The organism is Thermococcus henrietii (genome assembly GCF_900198835.1).
Taxonomy (GTDB): domain Archaea; phylum Methanobacteriota_B; class Thermococci; order Thermococcales; family Thermococcaceae; genus Thermococcus; species Thermococcus henrietii.
This window is the reverse complement of sequence record NZ_LT900021.1, coordinates 1,387,076-1,405,547: the sequence shown is the minus strand read 5'-3', so window position 1 is coordinate 1,405,547 and position 18,472 is coordinate 1,387,076. Positions and strand designations below refer to the sequence as shown.

15 protein-coding genes and 1 tRNA gene are annotated in these 18,472 nt (G+C 49.7%); 5 read left to right on the top strand and 11 right to left on the bottom strand.

Annotated features, from left to right (window positions below):
* Nucleotides 1-114: 114 nt before the first annotated feature.
* Both CS910_RS07750 and CS910_RS07745 read left to right on the top strand, forming a co-directional pair.
* Nucleotides 115-2,592: an ABC transporter substrate-binding protein gene (locus CS910_RS07750; RefSeq protein WP_158523824.1), complete on the top strand. Its 2,478-nt coding sequence runs from the start codon at nucleotides 115-117 to the stop codon at nucleotides 2,590-2,592.
* Between the two features lie 63 nt (nucleotides 2,593-2,655).
* A tRNA-Arg gene (locus CS910_RS07745) sits at nucleotides 2,656-2,732 on the top strand.
* A gap of 637 nt (nucleotides 2,733-3,369) precedes the next feature.
* On the opposite strand, the gene CS910_RS07740 is transcribed toward CS910_RS07745, so the two are convergent.
* The gene (locus CS910_RS07740) at nucleotides 3,370-3,813 is read right to left on the bottom strand and encodes a hypothetical protein (RefSeq protein ID WP_099210890.1); all 444 of its coding nucleotides are present in this window, start codon (nucleotides 3,811-3,813) and stop codon (nucleotides 3,370-3,372) included.
* A 116-nt stretch (nucleotides 3,814-3,929) separates the two neighbouring features.
* On the bottom strand, nucleotides 3,930-4,940 hold the full coding sequence (locus tag CS910_RS07735; RefSeq protein ID WP_145955389.1) for a hypothetical protein: 1,011 nt from the start codon (nucleotides 4,938-4,940) through the stop codon (nucleotides 3,930-3,932).
* A gap of 89 nt (nucleotides 4,941-5,029) precedes the next feature.
* On the opposite strand from CS910_RS07735, the gene CS910_RS07730 reads away from it, so the two are divergent.
* Nucleotides 5,030-5,209 (top strand): hypothetical protein, encoded by a 180-nt coding sequence (locus CS910_RS07730; RefSeq protein WP_099210886.1) that lies wholly within the window; start codon nucleotides 5,030-5,032, stop codon nucleotides 5,207-5,209.
* A gap of 382 nt (nucleotides 5,210-5,591) precedes the next feature.
* Here the strand turns inward: CS910_RS07730 and CS910_RS07725 are convergent, their stop codons facing one another.
* Nucleotides 5,592-6,059, bottom strand: coding sequence for a hypothetical protein (locus CS910_RS07725; protein WP_145955388.1), 468 nt, complete (start codon nucleotides 6,057-6,059; stop codon nucleotides 5,592-5,594).
* 65 nt (nucleotides 6,060-6,124) lie between these two features.
* Nucleotides 6,125-6,976: a hypothetical protein gene (locus CS910_RS07720; protein ID WP_145955387.1), complete on the bottom strand. Its 852-nt coding sequence runs from the start codon at nucleotides 6,974-6,976 to the stop codon at nucleotides 6,125-6,127.
* Nucleotides 6,977-7,127: 151 nt separating this feature from the next.
* On the opposite strand from CS910_RS07720, the gene CS910_RS07715 reads away from it, so the two are divergent.
* A complete protein-coding gene (locus tag CS910_RS07715; protein ID WP_145955386.1) occupies nucleotides 7,128-7,841 on the top strand; it encodes a hypothetical protein in 714 nt (237 codons plus the stop codon).
* Nucleotides 7,842-7,886: 45 nt separating this feature from the next.
* On the opposite strand, the gene CS910_RS07710 is transcribed toward CS910_RS07715, so the two are convergent.
* Nucleotides 7,887-9,845 carry a hypothetical protein gene (locus CS910_RS07710; protein ID WP_099210878.1) on the bottom strand — a complete coding sequence of 653 codons (1,959 nt, stop codon included), beginning with the start codon at nucleotides 9,843-9,845 and terminating at the stop codon, nucleotides 7,887-7,889.
* A 341-nt stretch (nucleotides 9,846-10,186) separates the two neighbouring features.
* Here CS910_RS07710 and CS910_RS07705 point away from each other — a divergent pair, with 341 nt between their 5' ends.
* Entirely contained in the window at nucleotides 10,187-10,672 is a 486-nt protein-coding gene (locus CS910_RS07705; RefSeq protein ID WP_099210876.1) for a hypothetical protein, read from the top strand.
* Nucleotides 10,673-10,732: 60 nt separating this feature from the next.
* On the opposite strand, the gene CS910_RS07700 is transcribed toward CS910_RS07705, so the two are convergent.
* The 6 genes from CS910_RS07700 to CS910_RS07675 all read right to left on the bottom strand — a co-directional run bounded on the left by CS910_RS07700 (nucleotide 10,733) and on the right by CS910_RS07675 (nucleotide 18,328).
* Nucleotides 10,733-11,287: a hypothetical protein gene (locus CS910_RS07700; RefSeq protein WP_145955385.1), complete on the bottom strand. Its 555-nt coding sequence runs from the start codon at nucleotides 11,285-11,287 to the stop codon at nucleotides 10,733-10,735.
* Nucleotides 11,288-11,381: 94 nt separating this feature from the next.
* A complete protein-coding gene (locus CS910_RS07695; protein ID WP_099210872.1) occupies nucleotides 11,382-11,999 on the bottom strand; it encodes a hypothetical protein in 618 nt (205 codons plus the stop codon).
* A gap of 97 nt (nucleotides 12,000-12,096) precedes the next feature.
* Complete coding sequence (locus tag CS910_RS07690) at nucleotides 12,097-12,648, bottom strand: hypothetical protein (RefSeq protein ID WP_099210870.1); 552 nt, start codon at nucleotides 12,646-12,648, stop codon at nucleotides 12,097-12,099.
* A 127-nt stretch (nucleotides 12,649-12,775) separates the two neighbouring features.
* On the bottom strand, nucleotides 12,776-13,366 hold the full coding sequence (locus tag CS910_RS07685) for a hypothetical protein (RefSeq protein WP_099210868.1): 591 nt from the start codon (nucleotides 13,364-13,366) through the stop codon (nucleotides 12,776-12,778).
* A gap of 665 nt (nucleotides 13,367-14,031) precedes the next feature.
* The gene (locus CS910_RS07680; RefSeq protein ID WP_099210866.1) at nucleotides 14,032-17,760 is read right to left on the bottom strand and encodes a hypothetical protein; all 3,729 of its coding nucleotides are present in this window, start codon (nucleotides 17,758-17,760) and stop codon (nucleotides 14,032-14,034) included.
* Nucleotides 17,753-18,328: a hypothetical protein gene (locus CS910_RS07675; protein ID WP_145955384.1), complete on the bottom strand. Its 576-nt coding sequence runs from the start codon at nucleotides 18,326-18,328 to the stop codon at nucleotides 17,753-17,755. Before CS910_RS07675 ends, CS910_RS07680 begins: the two co-directional genes overlap by 8 nt.
* Between the last annotated feature and the right edge of the window lie 144 nt (nucleotides 18,329-18,472).

Genomic DNA, 18,472 nt, shown 5'->3' with positions numbered 1-18,472 from the left:
GCAAGACATTGACGCTAAATTGTGTCTATTAGAGATATTCTAAGACTAAAAATGTGACAGTAAGATTTAAGAAGGCCTATAACTAGGGGTAATGGCATGTATGGAGGTGAGCACATGAAGAAGGGCATTGGAGTAGCACTCGCCCTGCTCGTTCTCGCGAGCGTACTTGCAGTTTCAAATCCGGTCAATGCTCAGAACGTCCCAGGGGACAAGCTCAAGATAGTCCAGCTCGCCGCCCAGGGCAGCCTCTTCATGGGTGTGTTCAATCCATCTCCCAACGGGATGACCGACACTTACACGAGCAGGGTCTGGTACTTCCTCAGCGACCCCGCAGTGGTCACCGGTTCGGACGTCCAGTTCCACAACTACCGCTGTGAGCTCGTTGGCATCAAGTACAACGTTCAGGTTCCAGCCGATGCTATAATCTGGAACGGAACCCAGAAGAAGTGGGTCTCCCCCAACACCGGGAAGATAGCCAAGAGCGCCGTCACATGGAAGTGCGGCCTCGGAACTTGGCAAGACGGCCAGCCAATAACCCTCGCAGACTACCTCTTCAGCTACGCCATGGACTGGGAGTGGAGCTACCAGAACGGCAAGAACGACAGGTACTACGACCAGGCCTGGGCTAACGCACTTCTGACGTCCCTTCCAAAGGTTCTCGGCCTTAAGATTGACAACGTCACCGACAGGTACGTTGAGTATACAATCTACCAGAACTACGTGGTCCCGTACAGCAAGTGGGGAACTGCCGTTGGAAACTACTTCGTTAAGCCCTCATTCCCATGGGAGCTGTTCTACGTCTCGGTTCAGATGGTGGCCAACGGTGTCAACGGCAAGGCGTTCTCCTGGGATACCCAGCCCCAGAACGGGTTCCACCTCGACATGATTGACCCGAACCAAGCCCCATACTTCGCGGCCGAGGCAAAGAAAATACTCGAGAGCGGAAAGCTGATACCCATCTGGCTGGGGAACGAGAGCGAGCTTAACTCCTACCTTCGGATGTGGGGACTCACCCCCGATAAGGCTGGACTCACCCCTGAGCTCGCTAAGAAGGGCTACGAAGGTATAATAAGCTGGACCGAGAAGTACAAGAACGCTATAATAAGCGATGGTCCCTACTACGTTTACAGCTACAACCCGAAGTCCATGACAGTCGTCCTCAGACTCGCTGACGACGAGAGGATTGGCTTCCCCGGTGAGGTCAACGGCAAGAAGCTTCCTTGGGAGCCCTACTGGAAAGAGATAGACATCTACGGAACCCTCAACCCCCAGACTGCAATTCTGGCCGTTGCCAAGGGGGACTACGACGTTTATTGGTACGCAATCACCTACAACGAGTTCCAAGGCCTCCTGCAGAAGTACAAAGACAGCCTCAAACCGATTAAGAGCATCGCCGTTTGGTGGAGCCTCAACCTCAACTTCGTGGGCAACGAGAGCACCGGACTCGTTAAAACCCCCTCTGGAATCAAGTTCAACCCGCTTGCCCTTCGCGGCGTCAGGTACGCCCTCAACTGGCTCATCAACAGACAGTACCTCGTCAACCAGATACTTCAGGGAAGCGGCGCCCCCCTCTTCGGCCCCGAAGTCAGCGGGCAGGCCGATGCCTACGCGAGGATTGACACGGTTAGACGAGCCCTGGGTCTCACGCCACAGGGTGACGAGCAGTACGCCCTCGACATGATTGACCGCACTATGACAGCCGCGGCCGAGAGGCTCAAGGCCGCTGGCCACAGCCTCGTAAAGAAGGATGGTGTTTGGTACTTTGACGGCAAGCCAGTCACCATAAAGGTCGTTGCCCGCCCCGAAGATAAGAGGCTAGATGAAGGTAAATACGTCGCCCAGGTTCTCGAGAAGGCAGGTTTCAAGGTGGACCTCGTAAAGTGGGACAGGACGATAGCCAACAAGAACGTTTACAACCAGGACCCGCGCACCCTCCAGTGGCAGGTCTACACCGAGGGTTGGGTCGTTAGGGGAATCCACCCGGTTACCAGCACCGCCACCGACTTCTGGCTCCTCGATTACTACGTTGCTCCCAACATGGGTGCCGGCTACCACAACCCGGTCAAACTCAGACAGGTCGTTGATGCCGTTTCCAACGGCGACCTCAACAAGTTCATAACCTCGCTTGGCCTCACTTACTACAGCACCCCCGACAAGCTTAGACCCCTCCTTAACTGGACCGGATACGACTTCGACATGCTCCTCGTTCAGAACACATGGACTAAGAATGACTTCACCGTTAGCATCAGCAACATCAACCAGTTCTGGGACCTCTACAAGCTCGCTTATGCTCTTCACGTCTACAACTCCCCAAGGATATACACAGTCGAAACCTGGAGGTTCTTCCTCACAAACAGCAGGGTTAACGTCGCAATGCCCGACCCAATAAGTGGCCTTGGAAGCTTTGTCGCCACGAGGTCGATAACGCCCGCGGGACAGGGTGGAGCGACATCATCGAACGAGGTCAGTGCCACCAGCACTCAGGCTCCGACGAGTAGCACTACTACTTCGAAGAGCAGCAAGGGCATCTGCGGTCCGGCCGCAATAGTCGGACTCGCAATAATACCGCTCCTCCTCAGGAGAAGGCGCTGAGCTTTCTTTTCTTTTCATTCCCACCGCAACTTTTATAAAACTGCTCTGGCACCTTAGGAGCGAGGGCCCGTAGCCTAGCAGGATAGGGCGCCGGCCTTCTAAGCCGGAGGTCGCGGGTTCGAATCCCGCCGGGCCCGCCAACAAAGCGTTTTTTGACGAATTCACGGAGCAACTGCCGTTTTTCACCGGAGTTAACAACGCACCCAACAAAACCTCCAACACCGAAGCCCCAAAACCCTCCTCCACAAAAAGCTGGTTGTACAACGGTTGTACAACCCCCGGCCCAACCTCCAAAAGCACCACCAAAAAACGCCCACCCAGTTTTGTAATAGTGTATTGGAAACTTCTACCGGCAAGGATTGACGGAAATCGAGCAACCGCATACTCATACTCCCTACGGCCTTTCTTTATGCGAGTTTTAGAAAACTTAACCACCAAAGCCGTGACCTCCAAACCCGTGTTGTACAAAAGTTGTACAAATTCCAGCCTTATAAGGGCTCCGATTTGGGGTCAAAACTTGCGAAACGGGCACACGGGTCAAAAGTAATTTTTTTACGCTCCCTCCGGCTTAGAAGTCCGGCGCCCTATCCTGCTAAGGCTACGGGCCCTCGCTCCTAAGGTTTCGGGGCAGGCTTGAATTTTGCGCACGAGACGAGCACAGCGGGGCTCTCAAGATAGGACTCGGATAACCAGTCAAAAAAAAGAACTTATGTGAAAACAGGACCTCTTCAGCGGGGCTAAGGTCCAGGGACAGAAGAAAAATTGAAGAAAACTCCCTCAAAGCTTCAACTCGCACACGAGAAAATCACTACCGAACCGCTCATCGTGCTCAAAAAACAATTGAACAGGCCAACTATTCCGCTCCCACCCAAGCACATCCTCAAGAGGAGTAACCACCCTCTGAGGAATAGTGAACTGAAACCTCGTCCCCTTATGAATACTCCTCCCCTCCTTGTTCACCCCAAGCATAACAACCCTCAAAAGGGTCGCCGTGAACGGAACCTCAACCAGCTTTTTCCTGCCCTTCAGAATCCTCAACTTCACTTCCAGCTCCTCGCTGACCTTCTTATTAAGCCTCGCCGTCAAATCAGGATGAATCTTCCCAACATAAGCATACACCCTGTATGAGTATCTCCCCCAGTCCTCCTGCGACCGTATCAAACGGGCTTCACTTACACCAACCTTCTTATCCCGACCCACTACCGACACCACTAAAATCATAGCGTTGTCACCTTAAGCATACCAACCAGTGGTGATGCCCGAACACGGCCTTCAACCGCAAAGAAAAACCCAAGAACCAACACAGAAAAAAAGGAAGAGAAGATGAACCAGGGCAATCATCCACGAGGCACGAGGATGACGCCCAACTTCAAGAGCGGGCCACCCTCAGCATCACTAAAGATGACCCCACTAACCGGGTCAGGCTCTTCCAAGTTCGCCACGAACTGCGAACTCATCGAATTCACCGTAGTGGTCTTATCAAAGCAAAAGACCACACTCTTGTATTCATCGAGCGGGACCGGAATAGTGTAATTGGCCACTATGGTTCCCGAGGACAAGTTCCCAATTTCAATCTGGACATAATACTCGACATCCTGCTTCAGAGTCGTGTTAAGCGGGAAATTGAGTTGGATGCTCGCACCGTCAGTTATGTTCGCTATCGTGAGCGAGTCGTTCACCGAGAGCTGGTAGAGAGTTCCGTTCTTGAGGACCTCGCCACTGGGGCTAAAATACTCCAAAGTCACACTCCGACCGTCAGCGACACCCTGAGCTGGGTAAAAGCCAAACCTGATAATCTCATCGCTCGAATTCACCTGAAAGACTTTCGTTATTGGCTTCGCAATAGGAGATGAAGAGCCCGAGGTTGAGGAGCCCACAGTGCCCTTATCTGCCGTGAGGTAAACAAAGTGGCCACCGATGAACCCCTGGACTTTGCTCTCGTTCTGAACCCTGACCTTCAGGGAAATCTCATACAGATACTCCTTCTTGCCATCGCTCGTGTTTGAAACCTTCACCAGCTTTTCGACCTTTGGGGCTCCAGCAAGCGGGAAGTCCGTCCCGAGCGGGACACTGGAGTTCACCTTCAAAGGCCTGTCCGATATGACGAGGACTGTGGTTTTGTAAACCCCACTTGAGGAGTTGTCGGGCACCATCTTGAGCTCCTGCCCTGGGGCCGCAACGACTTCAAGATGATAAGCAGGCTCATCGTTGGTTCCTATCACCTGGCGGTTCGTTTTGTCGCTGAACATCCCCAGTATGCCGACAACCGAAGCCTTGTAGTGGTAAGTCACGAGGACGGCTACACCAACAAGCAACAGGCCTATTACCAGTTTCTCCACAACTTTCACCACTAATATAGGGGATGAAATTGCTTAAGCCTCCCCGCGTGAGTGGTGAGGCTTAAAGGACCACAGGCCAAGATGAGTTAGGGGGAGGCGTGAAAAAACGCAACCTGAGCGAAGCCCTCGTTAGAATTTCAGCCGTGATAGCCCTCGAAGCGGCCACCTGCCACTTGGTAGGGGCCGTTGAGGCCTTCAAACTAACGATTCTTGGAGTGGCCTTCGGACTGTTTCTCCTCTGGATGGATATGAAGGGGCCTGTGCCGTTCACAATTTGAAGGCAGTTAGAGGCCCCTAATCTTAAACCAGTTGCGAAGTGGAGAGATGCCGAGCGAGTGAGGCTTTTACATAGTTCAGCAGTTTGCCCATACTGAACTCCAAGATTTTCCCGAAGAAATAACTTGATAGTCAGTCATCGGTCAGTCAGGTCGAAGTAGTGAGTTGAAGTTGAAAAGTCGGGAAAAGTCTGGGTCGGAGTATGGTCAAATAGGTGAACTATGTAAAAACCAATTAGGCTAACCTAATCTTATACCCGTTGCGAAGTGGAACTTCACCTGCGGGCAACAAGGCAAGAACAGGAAAAGAAGGCCGCAGAGGGCCGTTTGGGTGTTCAACTATATTCTCTGTAGGAACAAACTTGTCCAATCGGGAAGTGGAAACTCAATCGAATTCGTCGGCGTGAAGTTCAAGGACTATGAGTTTCCTCCTGAACCCATCCCTCTTTTCAACCCTCACCGTTATGGGCCCTGAAGAGGGCAAATCCTTGAGGACCTTCTTAATCAGGGTCAAAAAGCGGGCTGGGATAGAGAGCTGAAAGCGGTAACTGTTCGTGTTCTTCTTGAAACGGGCCAAATCCACATAACTGACTTTCGCCCCAAAGAGCGTCGTTATGGGCTCATCACTGACCCCGTAAATCCGGAGCTCCACAGGGGTATACTCCCAGTCTGAGCACCGAAAGAGGAAACTTCTCAAGGCAGGCTTCTCCTCTATGGCCGACGGGTAGATATGGACATCAAACCTCGGGCTGACTGAGGCGCAATCCTGCCTGATGTAAAATCGGCCAGTGGTGGCCGTCCCCTCATCCTTCGGCCTCTGCTTTCCCATCACCATCACCATAATAATCTTCACTCAAACACCTTAACCTCCCCGCTGTCCTGCGGGGAACCACTTTAAAAGGGGGACTCGGCCCCCCATCAGTTGAAAACAATTTTGGCATCGAGCCACTTGACGCCTGAAAACTCCGACGACGGCCTGCTCATCAGCAGAGGGCACTTTCCCGAACGGCCAAAATCGCAATACCTGCAATACCACGAGTTTGGGCGTAGTGAGGGCTCATCAGCGTTCCACCGCTTCAAAATCTCAGCGAGCTCATAAGCGAAGGCCGTCCGCTCAGGTCCACTTAGATAAAACTCCATCTGGAACGAATTCCTCGGGTGAGCGTTCACCATCCACAGGCGGTCGAACTTCAGGGCGAAGAACTTCATCGAGAAAAAGTCGTGATACCAGAGTTTGCTCAACTGGTCGAACTCGGGCGACTTGTTCTTCCTCTTCAACTCAATACCAAGCTCAAAAGTCAGGCCCTCCTCGGAGTAGAACTCAAAGGAGAAATCAACCTCGCTCACGAACCCCTTGAAGCGGGCTTCCTTGAACCCAGGTATCGTGCCCACGAGAAGCCTGTTGTGTTGAAACACAACTTTCGTGCCAGTCTTCTCGCTGTAAAATTCTGCAAAATCCTCAAGGGCCTCACCAACGAACTCTTCAAGGAGCGAGCCCCTGAACCTGCTCTTTGTGTTCAATCCCTCGGCCCTTCCCCAGAGGTATCTTGTGCTCTCACCGTTCCCTGAGCGGGTGGCCTTTGAAAGGGCCGCTTTCACCTTGGAGTAAGCCATAACCTCGCACCTGCCGACGAGGCTTATCGGAAGGTAGCCATCCCGAACTTTGTGCGTGCTCTTGCGGGCCCTCTTCTCAACCCTATCGGCCAGTTCATCAAGCTCTGATTGGGAAAGCGAGGAGAAATCCGAGGAACGGTGAAGGATGATATTCAAGGCCTGCTCCACAAAATCCGAAACCACACTATTGGGGGACTGGGGGGCTTCCACAGCTCTTACCAAATAAAATAGTAACAAAATTGCTTAAGCCTCACCAGACACGCGGGGAGGGTTAAAGTGCCTCAGCCCAAGTATTAGTGGTGAAAGCGTGAAACGCCGAGCCAATTCAAGCGACCTGTTGTTTTTACTCCTATTACTCGCCGTAGGATACTGGGCCTACAAGAACGGCTACCTCTCAAACCTCACCCAGCACACGACACCAGCCACCACTCACAGCCCAAACATAAAACTGCTCCACCCCGACACTGGAGACAAGGCCGTTTTCGAAGGCGGCGGCTACTTCAAAGACCAGAAAACCGTCATCCCAATTGAAGTCGAAGTCTACAACATAAAGCCCGGGGACAGAGTGCTGATGAGCTTCTACAAGACGGCGAACGGCCAGTTCTTCTTCGATAAGATAGCCATCCTCAAGGGCGACCTGGGGACAAAAATAGCAGAAGGACTACACGGGGACACCCTAAACATCCCCTCTCAGGATGTCGTTAAGGAGTTCAACATAAACACGGCTATGAACTACATCCCGATTGACTTCAACTTCAACTACCTCAACAAGCTCGGCCTCTGCAACGCATCCTTCACCACGAAGGCCACTAACACGACCCCCGCAACCACCTACTATGACTGCACTCTCTCCCTCGTCGTCACAACCGAGAAGAAGTGGAGCTTGATAACTGGTGAAAAGATGGATTTCCGCTTCAAGATTAGGTTGCTGACCGCTGACGGTCAGGAGTATACCATCTCGAAGGAACTCCTCATAGACAGCAGGGGCATCGTTGATGCCATCAAAGATGTCTTCTTCTGAAGTGGCCTGTTCTTCTCTATTTTCAATTTCAAAAAAAGTGGAAAGTCAGGTATCAGTGTAGACGAAGAAAACACCCTTACGGCTAACTGCACCATCCACCAGGTCGTTTGAGGAAAGGACCAAACGGGCCGGGTTCACCCACACCCGTTTTTTCACATCATCAGACAATTTCTTCAACGACGGGTCGAACACCCAGACCAAACCCGAATCTTCCAAATAAGCCCAGAAAAGACGAAAAGCCCCCGCTTCCCGCTCATATTGAAGGGCTCTTACTTCCTTCTTCGAGAGGCCGAAACGGTAGAGGGCCCAATCATCGTTCTGGGCATACAACTTGTAGCCCAATTGGTTGAGCACGGAAGTTAGGTGAAGGTCCTTCAAGTGAGCCTTTATGAGGGCCTTGCTCCCCAACTTCACGCTGGCCTTGTAACGGTAAATATACTTCGTGAAAACCCCCGTTGGGAGCCCATCCTTCCAAGTCGTCACGATGGCCTCGCCACCATACAACACAACTGTGCCAGTGATAACCCCGAACTGTGAAGTGGGCAAGTCACCCTCTGGGTAAACCCGAATATAGGCCTCGCCAGTATGCTTGTTCACGAGGATATAGCCAGATGCGGGAAAGGCACTTACAACAGTCCACCGAGCAATCGGGTGAAGGGTGCCGACAATAGTCTTCCCCTCTGAAACCGTGAGCGTTACCATCACCGACTCGGAGCCACTCACCTTAACAAGCCAGTGCCCGTCAATATAACTCAAGCCCTCGGCCCTCAAATTGGTTGAACTCCCCATCAAAGCCTCATACTTTCGAACGGTGAGGTTCACCACAAGGTCCTCAATATAGGTCAAGCTCTTATTGGCCAAAACGGCCAAATCCATCATAGTCAAATTATTCTTCCAGTAATCGGGCACCGTGAGGTTCAAATACTCCGCAACCTGCGAGAGCGGAACAATCGGCAAATACGCTTCCTTAATACTCCGATGCTTGACGGTCACTCCATCAGAAACAGACCACTTTTCAGTATGATGATAAAACCACAGCCTCGGAAACTTGTAGTGGAACGGCCCAGTGCTGTAAATATTCGAGAACGAGCTGGCGTCATCATAACTGTGGGAATCCCGCTCCATCTCCTGAACGGCCTGCTTGAGAACATAACTCGGGTCATCGGGCTCCACGCTCACCGAGGAGTTAGTCGAGTTAGAAGAATTCGATGGGCCTGTGCCGTTGTTATTGCCCGTCGAGTTAGTAGAATTATCCGAAGCCCCTGACGAATTGCCCCCATCATCAAGAGGCTGACTCTCAATAACGGAAGAGAAATTGTTCGCCTTATCCCACAGTTGTATCCACTGAAGCTCGACACTCTTGCTGAAACTGAGCTGTCCAGTATACCAAACAGGCCCGACACCACTCGCAAAAACATAAAGGGTCATATTACCCGCATAGAAACTGATGAGTCGCCAGGCCTCTCCCTTCTTCTTAGTGGGGACAATACCCCAACTGAAAGCCGAAGGCGGATAAAGGCGAATCTCCGAAGTATTGTAAAAGATAATCCGAGAAGCGTGGACGAGCACATCCCTGTAAACAAACGCAGGGCCCCTGGGAGTCACCGTCAGCACCCTCTCCTTCAACCGAGTGATGAAAGTCACACCCCACCCCAAAAGCTTAATACTTGGGTATTCGTCCTTATACCCCGAAGGCAGTTTTGGGAAACGAATATACGCACAAATAGTGCTCAAATTGGACAGGTTCGCACTTATACTCGCTGGCTTATCGGCCTCATAAATAACCTCAACATAGTGGAAAGAGGACCCGGAATCGGGGACCACCAACACAGTGAAAAAACTCCCAGGACTCCCTGCCCCCGCACTGCCACCAGCAAGTTGGTGGGGCGAAGCTGATGAGAGGACAGCCGAGGGAGGAATTATGACGGGAACAGGATGGTTGATAGTGTAGGCCGGAACAAAACCCCCGAGGAAGGCGAGCAGGAACGAGAGGACATCAATCATACCACACCCCCAAGAATAAAGGGGCCAAAAAGCCTTAAGCCTCACCACACCAGCGGGGAAGAGGGCAGTCCTTCACTCTTCACTTGAGAAGTTCCCAATTATTCTCTTCTTCTCTTTTTCCTCGGGAACACTTGACTTCCTCTCAAACCCCACGCCTCAGGACAGGAAGGAAGTCAGTCTGTTCTCTATCTTGAGGAGTTTTTTATTTATATAAATAAAAAATCCCCACAGAACAGACAGAACAGATAACAGATAAACAAGAACGAGGAGAGGGGCGAGTAGCTCAACCTGATTCTCGGAGGGTTAAGTTGTTTTTTTATATAATTAACTTCGGTGAAAGTGTGGGAAGACCGAGGAAGTATGACAGGCCCAGACTGATAAGCCTCGTTCTTGAGTCGGACATCTACGATGAGATGATGAAGGCAAAACCCCCCTCCATAGGGCTGGGCGATTTTCTCTCACAATTGTTCCTTGAAAAAAGAGAAAAGGCAGAACTCCTTTCTGAGAATATGGCGCTGAAGGCGGAAAATAAGGAGCTCAAGAAGGAGCTCGCCGAACTGAAGGAGAAACTCGAAAAACTGGAGTTGAGCATCAACTCGGCTAACGACGACCTCTGGGAGAAAGTGAGAGCGCTCATCACAGAGAGAGGCGAAGTTAAAGTCATCGAAGTGCTCAAAGCCCTCGGGCACACGGAAATGGGCGAGGCCCTACAGAGAAGGGCAAGAGAATTCGTGAACGAAGCTCCTGGGCACGGGATAACCGTTTCTCCCACTCCCGATGTTGGGATATTGGGCTGGAAAGTCCAACTAAGCCCCGCAAAGTCCTGAAGAATTCTTTTTCTCTGCTTTTTTGAAAAAGCCACTTAGAAAACAGAAAAGCGGGGAGGCTCAACCGCCCCACCCACGCTCCAAGTGAACCGAAACAACAGCATAATAGCCACCCTCTCCCCCGAAAGGCTCAAGGACGAAAGTAGCGTTCAACGGGAGGCCCTGCACCTTCACCAAACTCACAAGCTCATCATAAAAGTTCTTAGCAGTGAACTTCTTCAAAGCGGACGGCTTGTATTTCGACCCAGGAGCAAGGTTCGGCACATAACCAAACTGGAGAAGGCCGAAACGATGAGCGGTGTCGTTGAGGAACTCCCAACCCTGCCCAACGGACACAGCACGGTCAAGCTGAGGGTTGAACCGACCGGGCTCAGCCGTATCCTTGTAAACAGTATAGTTCAGCACTATCTCGTTCTCAAGTGCAAACTTGACCCGGGCGTTCGCCCAGTTCTGGAACACTTCCTTCTGAGTATACACCTTCCCAGAAGGCGTCTTGCTTTCCTCATAAACGGCATACGCTCCGAGGGCCACTATGAGGATGAAGATGACACCCAGGACCTCCAACAGCTTTTTGATGGCACCCTTGAAACCTGCCCTACGCTTCAAAGACACCACCACCCAAACAACTGTGAGAAAGTTTTAACGCCTCGTGTGCAACCCCTGAAGTGAAGGACCTCGGAAGAATTGAAGCAACCTGTGGGCTTCATAATCACTCACCCTCCTGTGAAGGCTCGACCGACTCGCCACCATCATCCCCGGAATCATCATCCATCTCGGGCAAATCGCACACCAAATCCTCACTGAACACGCCACTCTCAATACCAGCCTCTATGAAGAGGGCCACGAGCAGAGGGTTCGTAATCCTGATGGGCTCATCAACACCCAAATCCAGCAACTCCTTCCGAATCTGAGCAATATCATCACTCAGAATCACAAGCCCGTTCAGGATATTCATAACGAACAACTCGTCCTCATCCCTGAACTGCCCAAAATCCCAGCGAGACGCTATGACATCAGCCTGGGACAAGAGACCGTTCAACTCATCAACCTTGGCCCAGAAAAGGGCCGACCAAGCAACCTGAGGCAGAGCCGCCAGGGCCGGAAGAGGCTCATAACCCAGAATCTCAAGGGCAAGAGTGTGCGCCATACCAAGGAGCTCATCCCGACCCTTCGAGCGGACTTCCTCGTCCTCATCATCAAGCCCGAAGTGCTGGCGAATTATCCTTGAAAAGTGCCCCCAACTCCCAGTCCCATCCGTCCTAATCCAGCCCTCGACAAGGGCCTTATCAACATCCCGGTCCTTGAGCACCTCATCAAGCTTCACCACGAGAAACCACCAAGGCGGCCCTTGGTTTTCTGAACTTTTCAAACTTTCCATCCAGAAAGTGCACCAAAATACCACAAGAGAGGAAAAAACGAAAAACTCAACCAATCCAATTCCTTGACAAGGTTATATTGACGATACCATAATACCCGTTTGCTCCCGTGCCATCGTTTGGTTCGAGAACAAATACAGCGTTTAGGGGCAGACCTTTGGAATTGGCCAGTTTGTGCAGTTCATCATACAAATTCTTGGCCGTGAAATTTTCAAACTGGAGCGAGGATATGTCCGTTCCGTTAGTCAATTTCGGGACATAAGCAAATTTGAATAGTTTATACCTTTCGACGGTTACGTTCAAAAAGGCCCACCCTGCACCTCTTGCGATTGCACGGTCGAGTTTGGGGTTGTAGTGACCCGGGTTAGAAGTGTCCCGATATATAGTGAAATCAATCTCTATATCGTGATTAAGTGCATACTTGACCCGTGCGTTCACCCAGCCCTGGAGCACTTCCTTCTGAGTGTAAACCTTTCCTGAGGGGTTTTTGTTCTCTTCATACACGGTGTAGGCACCAATAGCAAACAAAAGCAGGAATATGACTCCCAAAACTTCCAAGAACTTCTTGAAAGCTCCTTTGAGGCCAGCCTTTCGTCTCATAGTGGACACCACCACTCTTCGTGAACTGTTTGTGGGCGGAGATTGTAGGCCCGTAATTAAGACAGATACACTTAGAACTCCCCTTTTTTAAAGTTCACGCAAAGAAAAAGCGAGAAAAAAGAAGAATTCACCCGAGCCATCCCTGCTGAATACTAACGGTAATGATGGCATAATATCCGCCCGAAGTTGAAGAAGCGCTTGAGGAAATTATTGAATTCTCCTGGGGGTCTACAAGGATAAAGTATTCAGTCATCGGAAACGAACCCGCTGAGGTATAGTCGGCCTTTAACTGCTGGTAGAACGATGACCCTGAGAACGAAATAAAGTTTCCTGAAACGACACTCTTCAAGGACTTACCGCTCGTTGGCAGTGATGAAGCCTTTGTGAAAAATACCAAGTTATAGTTCTGTGAAGCCGTCTGAAGGCCATCCCAACCAGACCCTGAAACAAGAATCTGGTCACCAGTCCCGCTCTCAAAGTCGAACTGGCCAGGGTTAGTCGAATCCTTGTAAACAACATAGCTTATTGAAATCTTCGGGTCAGTGAGCTTCGCCTGAACCTCAGCCTTACTGGCCAGACTGTTAATCGTGTTCTGGGCCGTGCTGACGACCGTGTTGGTCTGACTGTTGCCCTTGTTCATCGTCTTGTAACCGTATTGCAGTATCAGGCCGATGATGGCGATGGCCGCTATAATTTTTAGAATATCGCCCACTTCCACAGGCTTTCACCACTAATATAAGGGACAAAAAGCCTTAAGCTTCCCCGCGTGAGGGGTGATAAAAAAGGGGACACCCCTGTTTACCCCTTCTACTGTCCCCACTGTCCCCCCTGAAGAATTCTTAGGCTGGAGGGCATACAGCCTCAAAATTCAAATATAGTTTACAATCGTAAAGTCTACTGTCCCCAGTGTCCCCCCTCAGATTCTGGGTCTGTATGCAATATAGCCTTCAAATTCAAAGGGGTGGGGGGACAGTGAACTTGCAGTTTTTGGGATTAATTTTTTTCACAGAGGGGTGCAAATTATATTTTTGGATACCCAAAATCAACTGTCCACTGTCCCCTTTGAAGAATTCTTAAGCGAGAGAGCACACAGCCTCAAAATTCGGGGGACACTAAAAATTTTTCGACAAGTGTCCCCCACTGCCCCAGTGTCCCCTTTGCGCAAATCCTACCACAATATGCGATGCTCGAAAAACCACTGTCCCAGTGCCCCCCTTGAAGAATTTTTGAGTGGGAGTTCACCAGGCTATCGTTTGGATGGGACAGTTAAAGAAATATTGGCAGTGTCCCCATACTGTCCCAGTGTCCCCAGAAAATATGAAAGGCACAGTGTATCTCATATTTTTGTCCCGCTTATGGAGAAGGAGGGAGAAGAAAAAAAGCTTACCAATCGTCTCCCCAGCGTTCTTGGTAAATCATCTTTAGGGCTTCGACGAAGCGTTCGACCGTCTTCTCCTCGTCCCCGATGATGTAGTAGTAAGTCATACTGCCCCGTTTTGTTTTCTTGACGAGGCCGTCTTTTCTGAGGTAGTAAACGACATCGAGGAAGTCTCCTCTTGTCCAGTGGCCCCAAGTGGGGTAGCCTTCTCTGGGCATAATTGTGTTGTAGGCTCTTACGGCGTCGTCTATTTTGAGGCGTTTGTGGCCTTCTTCGTCAGTTTCTGTGGTGGCTCCGAGGACGCTGGTGATGACTCTTTTGAGTAGGTCGTCTGGGGGCATCGGTTCGTTCGTGTTTTCTGTTTCGGGGGTTTCTGTGAGTTTGAGTTTGTTTTCAGCCTCTTTTTTGAGGAGTTCTGGGAACTTCTCAAGGAATTTCTTCTTATCTGCGACAAGGTAGGTCGGCGTCCCATCAAGCCCCAGCACTTTCTCTATGGCTTTTTCTTTTGCTAATTGTTCCAGGAGGAGTATCATATCTTCTTCTGTCCAGGTGGACCACTTGGGGCCGAAGTGGCTTAGCTTTTCGTTTAGGTGGTTGTAGAGTATGAAGGGGCTCACTATTTTTTTCGTGCCCCGTTCTGAGAAGGCGTCAAGGGCATCGGTTAGGGCGTATCCTATGTCGGTGTCTGTGGGCTCTTTTTCTATGCTTCTTCCTCCCCACTCATCTTCTTCTATCAGGTTTCTTGCGACTTCGGCGTCTATCTGGAGTGCTGTTATTTTTTTGTTGTTGAATTTGTATCTGCCAATCTCAACGAAGTCTGAGTCGAGGGCTTCGAGGGCTTTTTTAAGTTGGTTGAGGCTGTCTATCCGTTCAAAGAGGCTCCGTATTTTTTGCCTGTCTCTTTTTCTTCCTTCTTCGAGTTCTACCCTCGTCACATAGAAGTATTCTTTTCCTCTTTTCGTCCTGCTTATGCGTAGGTCGGAGTCTTTGACTATGGCTCTCAGTATGTCTTTTGCATATATCGCAAGCACAGTGTCGTCGTCTTGGGTGCTCTCAATTTCTTTTATTAACTCGGGAGCTTTTTCGATGATGCTGTCGAGCCGTTTTTCAAAGTTTGCGGTGGCTTTTTTCAGTTCGGGTAGGTCCAGTTCTTTGTTTTCTTTTGGGTCTAAGTTCTGGAACCCTTCAAGTGCGATTTGCAAGAAGTTCCTGAAGCCAATAAGCCCCACAAGTAGTTTTGCCCAAAATTCTGCTCTCCTTCCAGTGACGCTTGGTATGATGCTCCCAACTTTTTCTTCTATTTCGCCCGCTTTTTCGTAGAATAAATCTTTTGGGTGTTTGTAGAAGATGAGGCCGAAGAAATCGCTTTTTGGAAAAATTCCTCTTGGGAGGGAGCTTACCAGTCCTCTTGGGCAGTTTTCGTCAAATACTTGTTCTTGGACTTCATACTGGAATACCCTATCCAAAAAGGCCTCGTCTTTCCTTTTGAGTTTTAATTTGTAGTTTGAGAGGAATATCAAGCTTGCAGTCCGCTTGTATTGTTCTATCGTCAAGTCCGCTTTTCCCCTTATGTTTGATGTGTTTCTGGTTGCATAGGACTTTAGGGAGTCTACGAGTTTTCCGTATGAAATTTCAGATATGTCATCTACGAGAAGTGGGACGGAGCCAACTTTTAGGTAGTAGTCCAGTCTGAAGTTGCTTCCCGTGATGTTCACTGCATCCGGGGCTTCTACTCCCCAGGCTTTTTCTGTGAAAATTCTCGCTGAGCTTGTTTTGCCGACTGATGGGGGACCGTATATCCATATTATTGGTTTGTATTCTATGAATTCGTTTAGGGGTGCTGAGAAGCTCGTGCCTGCGAGCAAGAATAATAGCTTGTCGTCTTTTATGCAGTTCATAGCGGTTAGGAGCTTTGTCATATTCTTGACTTCTCCTGCGGTTTCGTCAATTTTCACGAGGTTATTCAGAATCTCGCCACTTTTTTGCGTGACGAGCTGGTAGTCATCTTCGTGTATAATCTCGAATTCAAAGCCTTCGAAAAGGCTCTCTTCTTGTATGTTATTTTTGTCCTTTAGGATGGAGATAATCCCCTGGAATATTTTCTTGAGTTCGCTTGTAGACTTCATAACTGCATATTCTGTTGAGGCGAAGATATTCGCCATCTCGGGGAGTGTTACTCTTTCCAAGGTTTCTTTTTCCCCGTTTTTGCTGACGAAGTCTATTGTAAAGTATTTTGTTGGTGCTTTTTTGTCTGCGCTTCTTATTACTTCAATCTTCCTTAGCCTAAAGCTCCCATCAAAAACGGCGTCTTCGCCTATTACTTCCCACCTGCCCTCCTCCTCGTTGTATCTTGCTGTGGACAGTTTTACCTTATCCTTGTAAACTTCGAGAGAGCTTATCACGACCCCTTTCCGGGTTATTTTTCTTTGAAATTGTTTCCTGCCTATGAGCCCTCTCGCTTTGACTGCTAATCCTTTTTCCTTCAAAGCTCCCCTTGTTTTTTCTATGAGCTCTTCGAGGGTCTTTGCTCCCTGTTCTTTGCTAAGGTTGTTCACACTGCAGAATTGCTCTAACCGCCCGCTCCTGTCAATAATTTCTCCTTTATCTCCCTTTAGGAAGAAGAGGGTAATCGTTGCTGGGTTGTCTTTTTTCAGGGTATTTTGCAAGCCACCTAATCTGACAGCCTCTTCGTCATCTTTCAAGTTCTCGATAATTTCCCTGAAGAGTTTCTCCACTTTGTCCTCATCTAACACTGTGTATTTTTTCAGGATGCCGGCCAGTAGCAGGGCGAGGTTTTGCCTCGTCCCCTCTCTGTAATAGGGTTTCCATATCTCGGCAATTTTCTTAGCGATGTTTTCAAAATCGTTACTGTATATATCGAATTTCTCATCCGGAGTTTTTTCCGCTTCGTTCACCCTCTGGAGAAGTCCCTCTTTTTCCTTCACAAACTGGAGGAGTTTCTTCTTCTCAGTGACCCCTTCGATGCCCCTCATATCGGAGCCCACAAGTGCTACCGGGTTTTTGTGGTTGTAAGAGCCGACTGTCCTGAAGACTCTCGCCAAGTCGCCAACCTGTGTGTCTATGGTTAGAGTAGGCCTCCCCTCCTTGAGTATCTCCCGATGATACTGGGCCAGTGTTTCTATCACTTTGCCGTATTCGTTCTCGCTCAGTGGCTCATCAAGCAGTATGCGGATGTGGACGCCACGCCCGCTGTTGTAATACACGAACTTGATGCCCGCATCCTTCATCTCCTTTAGGAGCTCCCTGAACTCCTTCTCAAACTCCTCGATGGTGAACGGCTCGTGACCCTCCTTGTCAATATCCAGCAGGAGAACCCTACTGCTCCCTTTTTGGATGGCTTTGAACGCCTTAAAACAGGCTTTTCCACCGCACTTTTTCAAGCTCGCTCCCCTACTGTAAGCTCTGATGCTGTTATACAGACTCTTTTTGTTCCATATGGCGTCCGTTATGAAGTTTTTTAGCTCCTCATCCCTTCTTGCGACTTGGGGGAGGGAGAAGTGTTTTTCTTCCCAGCGGTCTTTTTTGTTCTTGCATATGCGGACGAGGTAATCGGGGTTGTCCTTTGGATAGCCCTGCCACTCGAAGTAGAACTGGTTCAGGTAGTCGAGTATCTTCTCGACTTGGACGGTGAGGGCAGTCTTTTTAAGGGGTTTTTTCTCTGTTCTAACTGGGGACTGGTTGGTGGTTTGTGTTGTGGTGGGGGCTTCACTCATCGTTGCTCCCTCCTTTCAGTAATTCTTCTCCGTTTTTGAAGTCGAAGAATTGGGGGTTCAGGATGTTCTTGGGCAGTTTGATGAGGAGGCCGTTCTCGAAGACTTTTACCTGGGCTGAGTGCTTGCCCATAAAGAACAGTCTGCTCACTGAGGCGGGAATCCTGACTCTAAAAGCCCACTGGTTCTCTTTTACTTTCACAGTTATTGGGAGCTGGGTTTTTCCGACGAGGAGAACTGCGAATTTTTCCTCGTCGCGCCACTCCTTTAGTTTCTCTTTCTCTTCTTCGGTGAGTTCCCTTTTCCATATAAAGATGTCTCCGTTTCTTTTTGTGGGGTCGCTGTTGTAGTAGGGGAAGTCCTCTCTTTGTTTCGAACAAACTTCTTTTCCGAGCGACACCAGCATAGGCACTTCCGTATATACGGAAGTTGAAAATTGCTTAAGCCTCCTGTCCCAATTCTGGACAAAATTGTCCAGAACAGTACCAGCCTGTGCGTTCGTCACTGCCGCGTTTGCTACCGTTTCGATATTCATCTGTGTGAGGGTCTCGTTTTTCATCACCTTCACCATAAAGTTTGCCCCGTTGTGCTTTTTTAAAGGCTACCAGTTGAATATCCCATATTTGTCCTTTATTTCCCAAGTGAAACCTTTATAAAACCTAAAATCCCGAAAGAAGGTGTGTCCTCCACTGAAACCTTTATAAAACCTAAAATT

Bases quoted from the DNA above. Each gene is read 5' to 3' on its own strand.
- CS910_RS07750 (WP_158523824.1), top strand. From the start codon at position 115: ATGAAGAAGGGCATTGGAGTAGCACTCGCCCTGCTCGTTCTCGCGAGC.
- CS910_RS07740 (WP_099210890.1), bottom strand. From the start codon at position 3,813: ATGATTTTAGTGGTGTCGGTAGTGGGTCGGGATAAGAAGGTTGGTGTA.
- CS910_RS07710 (WP_099210878.1), bottom strand. From the start codon at position 9,845: ATGATTGATGTCCTCTCGTTCCTGCTCGCCTTCCTCGGGGGTTTTGTT.
- CS910_RS07690 (WP_099210870.1), bottom strand. From the start codon at position 12,648: ATGAGACGAAAGGCTGGCCTCAAAGGAGCTTTCAAGAAGTTCTTGGAA.
- CS910_RS07680 (WP_099210866.1), bottom strand. From the start codon at position 17,760: ATGAGTGAAGCCCCCACCACAACACAAACCACCAACCAGTCCCCAGTT.
- CS910_RS07675 (WP_145955384.1), bottom strand. From the start codon at position 18,328: ATGGTGAAGGTGATGAAAAACGAGACCCTCACACAGATGAATATCGAA.